This is a genomic window from Chromobacterium aquaticum (assembly GCF_021129195.1).
Classification (GTDB): Bacteria; Pseudomonadota; Gammaproteobacteria; order Burkholderiales; family Chromobacteriaceae; genus Chromobacterium; species Chromobacterium aquaticum.
The window spans coordinates 1-6,638 of sequence record NZ_JAJOHW010000208.1 but is presented as its reverse complement, the minus strand read 5'-3'; the positions used below and the strand labels follow the sequence as shown (position 1 = coordinate 6,638).

Sequence of the window (6,638 nt, the reverse complement as noted above, 5' to 3'; positions counted from 1 at the left end):
CCACCGCGAAGCCGCGGCCCTGCTCGCCGGCGCGCGCCGCTTCGATCGCCGCGTTCAGCGCCAGCAGATTGGTCTGATCGGCGATGTCCTTGATCACCGCCACGATCATATTGATCTCATTGGTGCGCGCGTCCAGTTGGTCCAGCTTGCCAGCCAGCTGCGTCACTTCCTGCTGCACCGTCTGCATGCCGCTCACCGCGTTCTGGATGTATTGCACCGTGGTCTGGGTCTGGCCTTCGAACGAAGACATCAGATTGGCCGCGTCCTCGGCGATTTCCGAGACATGGGCGATGCTCACCGCCAACTCTTCCACCGCCGCCGCGCTGCCGCGCACATCCTCGGCCTGCTGGCTGGAACGCGCGGCCACGCCGCCCACCAGTTGATCGATATGCTGCGATTCGCTCTGCACCGCGTCGGATTCGCCGCGGATTTCCAGCAAGCGCTGGCGCAGCGCCGCCATGAAGGTATTGAAGGAGGACGCGATGCGGCCCACCTCATCGCGGCTGCGCACCGGCATGCTGCGCACCAGGTTCCAGTCGCCGCCGGCCAATTGCTGCAAGGCCACGTTCAGCTCATTCACCGGCTGCACCATGCGATTGGCCAGCAGCAGCGCCACCAGTTGCGACATCAGCAGCAGGCCCAGGCCCACCGCGCCGCTCTGCCACAGCACTTGCATGCGCAGCGCTTCCACCTTCTGCAGCGAGGTGTCCACCCCCACCACGTAGCGCATGCCGCTGGCCGAGGTGAAGGGCACGAACACCGAGCGGAACAGGCCGAACTCGCCCTGGTACTCCTCGTACTGGACGCTGCCGCTATTGAAGGCCGCGGCCAGGCCGGCCGGCACGTCCTTGTACTCGGCCAGGAACCATTGCTGATACTGGCCGGACTTCACCTCGCTGGGGCTGGCGGACGAACTGGTATAGAGAATGCGGCCACCGCGCTGAATGGTGGAATAGGCGTAAGCCAGGCCGCTGTCGCGGGTAAAGTCGGTCAGCTGCTTGGTGGTCACCTGGCTGTTGGGATTGCTGTCCGGCAGCTGATCGTGGAAGTTTTCGCCCACCATCTGGCGCGCGGCGTAGGCGGCGGTCAGCAAGGTCTGATCCACGCCCTTCATTTCGGAGTCCACGGTGCTGCGGTAGGCGTAGACCGAATAAACCGCCACGATCAACAGGCTCACCAGAGTAAAAGCGGCGGATAACTTGGCCCGCAAGCCCCAGTCCTTGTTCAAGACACTCATACGGATGCATTCCCTCGACATTCATTACCAAAAACAAGTCCCCGCCGCTGGCGGCAAGTCGGCCCGCGCGGCGGCGCCGCAGGTCCAAGCAATGGATCAGGCAGAAATCGACAAGTGACGATGGCGACGCCGCGGTGTCACGCGGCGCTGGCGGGGATGGATAGACAGGCGGCGCGCCGAAACGGGCGTCCCGGCGCGGCAGGCGCTGAATATGGAAAGCGATGATAACGCCAATCACTGGCAAAGCGTTGCGGGTGACTTTGGTAGTTTGCACATAGCAAGTGCATAATCGCTTTCTCTCCAGCTAAAGCGAGCTGCCCTGCCTTTGTTTTTAAAGGATTTTTTAAAGATAAGCGCGGGCATTGACCAGTGTTAAGTAAAAACACCTAAGTCATCTGTATGCTTGAGCCGGCGCGCCCATCAAGGCCGCGGACAGGTTCTTGGCGCCTGATTCTCAGGCGCGCAAACCTTGCAACATCCACGCCATCTGTTCCAGCGACATCACCTCGCCCACCCCGCCGCGAGCGATGGCCGCCTGCGGCATGCCGAACACCACGCAGGAGCTTTCATCCTGCGCCAGCGTGCGCGCGCCGGCATCGTGCATCTCGCGCATGCCGCGCGCGCCGTCGTCGCCCATGCCGGTGAGAATCAGGCCCACCCCGCTGCTGCCGGCGCTGACCGCCACCGAGCGGAACAGCACGTCCACCGAAGGCCGATGCCGCGACACCGGCGGGCCGCCCTTGATCTCGACGAAGTAACGCTTCTGCCGGCGCTGCACCAGCAAATGCCGCCCGCCCGGCGCGATCAGCACCGTGCCGGCGCTGACCACGTCGCCATCGCGCGCCTCCCTCACCTCCACCTGGGCCAGCTGGTTCAGCCGCCCGGCGAAAATGGCGGTGAAGCCTTCCGGCATATGCTGCACCACCACCATGCCGGGCCCATATGGCGGCAAGCGCTGCACCAGGAATTCCAGCGCCTGGGTGCCGCCGGTGGACGCGCCCACCGCGATGATGCGTTCGCTGCCGGGCGCCGGCTTTTTCAACTCCGGCGGCGGCGCCAGAATGGCGTCGGCATCCAGCCTGGGCGCCGGATAGCAGGACGCCGCCACCGGCTTCAGCGCCTCCACCTTGACGCGCGCCGCCGCGCGCACCTCGTCCACCAGTCGCTTGGCATTGTCGTGGAACTGGGTCCTGGCGTTGAGCAGCGGCTTGAGCAGCACCGACACCGCGCCGGCGCTCATCGCCTCCAGCGACACCGCCGCGCCCTCGGTGGTCAGCGCGGAACAGATGATCACCGGCGTCGGCCGCTCCGCCATCACCTGGCGCAAAAAGGTCAGCCCGTCCATCCGCGGCATCGCCAGGTCCAGGATGATCACGTCCGGCCAGCGCAGCTTCATCCGCTTCATCGCGTACAAGGGGTCCGGCGACGCCGCCAGCACCTTGATGTCCGGCGCGGTGGCCAGCATCTGGCCCAACATCTCGCGCGCCACCGCGGAGTCGTCAACAATCAGAACGGCGATGCTCATCGATTCTTCCATCCGCAAAACGCGAGTCCAGCCGATAACGCGACGGCGCCTCCTGAGTCAGCGGCAGCTCCAGGTGGCGTATCGATTCCGAATGCCCGATGATCAGATGCCCGCCCTCGCGCAACTTGTCGCACAACGCCAGCAATACCCGCAGCTTGGTGGCCTCGTCGAAATAGATCAGCATATTGCGCAGAAAGATCACATCGAAGCGGCTGTGCTGAAAATGCGCGGCGTGCAGCAGGTTCAGATTGGAAAAACTCACCTTGCGCGCCAGCTCCGGCGCCACCTTGACCATGCCGGCGTATTCGGCGCGTCCGCGCAGCAAATAACGCCGCCATAGATCCGGCGGCGTCCGGCTCGCCTTGGCCTGCGGATAGACCGCGCGCCGGGCGAAAGCGGTCACCCGGGTATTGATGTCGGTGGCGTACACCCGCCACAGCCCCTGCAGGCCCAGTGTTTCCGCCAATATCATCGCGATGGTGTAGGCCTCCTCGCCGGTGGAGCACGCCGCCGACCACAGCCGCAGCTCGCCGCCGCCCTGCCGCCGCGCCGCCAACTGCCGCAGCCAGGCGAAGTGTTCCGGCTCGCGGAAAAAATAGGTTTCATTGGTGGACAGCAGATTGATCGCGTACTGCCGCTCCAGCGCGTTGGCCGGGTCGGCAATCATCCGCCAATACGCGGCATAGCTGTTCAGCCGCAGTTGTCTAAGCCGCTTGGCCAGCCGCGACTGGATCAGCGAGCGCTTGCCCGGCGACATGGCGATGCCGGCGGCCTGATGGATGAAGCGCCGCAGCTGGGCGAACTCGCCGTCGCTCAGCATCGGCGGGGCCGGCAAGGGCTCTTCCAGGTGGAACACTTACAAGGCCTCGATATCGTCGCTGAGAAACTGCTGCGTCACCGCCTCCGCCATCGCGCTGAGCTCGGTCACCGACAGCGCTTGGCGCACGTCCAGCAGAATGGCGAAGCGCTGCTTGATGGTGGCGATGCCCTGGATGAAGTCGCTGCGGATATTGGAGCCGAAGCTGGGCGAGGGATCGATCTCCTTCAGCGGGATTTCCAGCACCTCGCACACCGAATCCAGCAGGATGCCGATATCGGTGTAGCCGCCCTCCAGGCCGGGCAGGGACAGGATGGCCACGCAGGTGGACGCCCGCAGCGCGGTCCGGCCGCGGCCGAAGCGCACCGACAAATCCACCACCGGCACCACCGCGCCGCGCAGATTGATGATGCCGCGCACGAAGGCCGGCATCATCGGCACCTCGGTGATGCCTTCGAATTCGACGATCTCGCGGATGAAGCCGATCTGGATGCCGAACAAATCCTCGCCGAGGATGAAGGTCACGCAGTGGAATGTCTGCTCGCCGCTCTCGGCGGCCTCTTGCTCGCTGTGTTTCATCGCCGGCCCCTTCAATACTTGGAGAACTTGTCCTCGTCCACCGTCAGGTCGAAATCGTCATCGTCGTCCGGCGGCGGCGCGGCGGGCTTGGCCGCGTGCAAATGGCCGATGTGCAACTGCCGGCCGCGGCGGGCGCCGCGGGCATTGCGCAGCTTGAACTGCTGCATCAGCTCCTGCAGCTGCATCGCCGCCGAACTCAACTCCTCGGAGGTGGAACTCAGCTCTTCCGCCGAGGTGGCCGACGACTGCATGCCGTTGCTGATCTGGGTCACCGCGCTATTGATCTGATCGATGCCGCTGCGCTGCTCGCGCGAGGCGGCGGAAATCTCCTGCACCAGGCTGGCGGTCTGGTCTATGCCCGGCAACATCTCCTGCAACAAGAGGCCGGCCTTTTCCGCCACGCCCACCGAACGGCTGGCCAGATCGCCAATCTCCTTGGCCGCCACCTGCGAGCGCTCCGCCAGCTTCCTCACCTCCACCGCCACCGTGGCGAAGCCCTTGCCGTGCTCGCCGGCGCGCGCCGCCTCTATCGCCGCGTTGATCGCCAGCAAATCGGTCTTGTTGGCGATATCGTTGATCACCGTGATGCGCGAGGCGATCTCCTTCATCGCGTGCACCATATCGCCCACCGCCGCCCCGCCCTGGGTGGCGCTGGAGGCGGATTTGGACGCGATGCCCTCGGTCACGCGCGCATTGTCGGTGTTCTGCGTCACCGTCGCCGCCATCTCCTCCACCGAGGCGCTGGTCTGCTCGATGCTGGACGACAGCTCGGACGAGGTCTGCGCCAGGGAATTGGCGGTGGACGATACCTCCTCGGACGCCGAGCCTATCGCCTCCGACATCGCGCTGACCTCGGACAGGGTTTCGGACAAGCGATGCGCCATCGCCTTGATCGAATACAACAGGCTGGAAGTGTCATCCGGGTGCAATTTCACCGGCACCGACAAATCCCCGGCCGCCACCCGTCCCACCACCTGCACGGTGTAGGACGGATCGCCGCCCAGCTGCTTGAGCAGGCTGCGCGCCACCATCACGCCCAAAGCCACGCTCAGCAGCACCGCCACCACCACGATGGCCACCAGCAAACGCAGCGCGTCGCCGCTGATCACCTTGGTTTCCGCCAAGGAGCTGTCGGCCAGCTTGGCGTTAAGAATGACCAGCTCGGTCAGCACGCTGTCCACCACCTGGAACGCCGGCCAGCCCTTGTCCGCCATCAGCTTCAAGGCGAGCTTGTTGTTCTCGCCGTCGCCGCGGTCGGAGTAGGACAGCTTCTTCACCTCGTTGACATAGGACTGGTAATTGGCCCAGGCGGCGTCGAAACGGCGCAGCGCGTCCACCTCCGGCGGGGTCAGATCGGTTTTGCGATAGGCATCCAGGCTGGCGGTCATGCTCTTGTCGAAACCCGCAATCTCGGCGTCCACCTCATCCATGGTCTTGGTGTCGGTTTCCGCGATATAGCGATACAAGGAGCGATTGCTGGCCATCGCGCTGCGCGCCGCGTTGCCGATATCCTTGATCGGCGTCAGTTGGTTGTCGAACAGGTTCACCATCACCGTGCTCATGCGCTCGGTGGCGGAATAGCTGACAAAGCCCAGCGCCAGCAAGAACGCCAGCACCAGGGAGAAGGAAATGACCAGCTTGGTCTTGACCTGCGCATTGTGAAACCACTGCATGGCTGTCTCCTGGCGCGCTAGCCGCGCTAGATCATGTCGCTCGCCGGCGTTTCGCTGGCCTGACGAATCCGCCGCCGCTCGCGGCGGCAGGCGTGGTGGATCAATTGCGGAACATCCAGCACCAAGGCCGGCTTGCCGTTGCCCAGAATGGTGGAACCGCTGATGCCGCGCAGCGAGCGGAAGATGTCACCCAGCGGCTTGATCACCGCCTGCACCTCGCCCATCAGCCTGTCCACCACGATGCCGGCGCGCTTGTCGCCGTAATGCACGATCACCACGAACTCCGGCCCGGCCGCCGGCGGCAGGCCGAACAACTCGCGCAGCGAAACAAAGGGCAGCCAATCGCCGCGCACATTGACCTGGCGCGTCTGCCGCTCCATCGCCGCCTGCGGCATGTCCACGCACTCGATCATCATCTCCAGCGGCATCACCAGCGACGACTCATGCACCTCCACCCGGAAACCGTCGATGATGGCCAGCGTCAGCGGCAGCNNAGGCCGCGCTGCAGCGCCTTGGCCAGCACCTTGTCGCGGTCTATGCCGCGGCCGTCATCCTCGATTTCCACCACCACCGAGCCGGCGTCGTGGAAGGCATTCAGCGTCAGTTGCCCGGTTTCCGGCTTGCCGGCGGCGCGCCGCTCTTCCGCCGGTTCCAGGCCATGATCCACCGCGTTGCGCACCAGGTGCAGCAAGGGATCGGTCAAACGCTCCACCATGGATTTGTCTATCTCGGTATCCGCGCCGCGCACCGTCAGCTGTATCGACTTGCCCAACTGGCGCGACACCTCGCGCACCATGCGCGGAAAGC

7 protein-coding genes are annotated in these 6,638 nt (G+C 64.8%); all 7 read right to left on the bottom strand.

Annotated elements, in window-relative coordinates; genetic code table 11:
• Nucleotides 1–1,237 (bottom strand): methyl-accepting chemotaxis protein (locus tag LQT98_RS22900; RefSeq protein WP_231465465.1); only part of this gene is annotated, 1,237 nt, incomplete at its 3' end.
• 454 nt (nucleotides 1,238–1,691) lie between these two features.
• Entirely contained in the window at nucleotides 1,692–2,762 is a 1,071-nt protein-coding gene (locus tag LQT98_RS22895; RefSeq protein ID WP_231465463.1) for a protein-glutamate methylesterase/protein-glutamine glutaminase, read from the bottom strand.
• Nucleotides 2,737–3,618: a CheR family methyltransferase gene (locus LQT98_RS22890; protein ID WP_231465461.1), complete on the bottom strand. Its 882-nt coding sequence runs from the start codon at nucleotides 3,616–3,618 to the stop codon at nucleotides 2,737–2,739. Before LQT98_RS22890 ends, LQT98_RS22895 begins: the two co-directional genes overlap by 26 nt.
• Nucleotides 3,619–4,158: a chemotaxis protein CheW gene (locus tag LQT98_RS22885; protein WP_048411580.1), complete on the bottom strand. Its 540-nt coding sequence runs from the start codon at nucleotides 4,156–4,158 to the stop codon at nucleotides 3,619–3,621.
• A gap of 11 nt (nucleotides 4,159–4,169) precedes the next feature.
• Nucleotides 4,170–5,831, bottom strand: a complete 1,662-nt coding sequence (locus tag LQT98_RS22880; protein ID WP_231465460.1) for a methyl-accepting chemotaxis protein — start codon at nucleotides 5,829–5,831, stop codon at nucleotides 4,170–4,172.
• 26 nt (nucleotides 5,832–5,857) lie between these two features.
• The gene (locus LQT98_RS22875) at nucleotides 5,858–6,286 is read right to left on the bottom strand and encodes a chemotaxis protein CheW (RefSeq protein WP_231465457.1); all 429 of its coding nucleotides are present in this window, start codon (nucleotides 6,284–6,286) and stop codon (nucleotides 5,858–5,860) included.
• Nucleotides 6,287–6,312: 26 nt separating this feature from the next.
• Nucleotides 6,313–6,546: an ATP-binding protein gene (locus LQT98_RS22870; protein ID WP_456237137.1), complete on the bottom strand. Its 234-nt coding sequence runs from the start codon at nucleotides 6,544–6,546 to the stop codon at nucleotides 6,313–6,315.
• Nucleotides 6,547–6,638: the final 92 nt, after the last annotated feature.

Excerpts from the sequence above, each read along its gene's own strand:
- LQT98_RS22885 (WP_048411580.1), bottom strand. The coding sequence starts at position 4,158 with ATGAAACACAGCGAGCAAGAGGCCGCCGAGAGCGGCGAGCAGACATTC.
- LQT98_RS22880 (WP_231465460.1), bottom strand. The coding sequence starts at position 5,831 with ATGCAGTGGTTTCACAATGCGCAGGTCAAGACCAAGCTGGTCATTTCC.
- LQT98_RS22895 (WP_231465463.1), bottom strand. The coding sequence starts at position 2,762 with ATGAGCATCGCCGTTCTGATTGTTGACGACTCCGCGGTGGCGCGCGAG.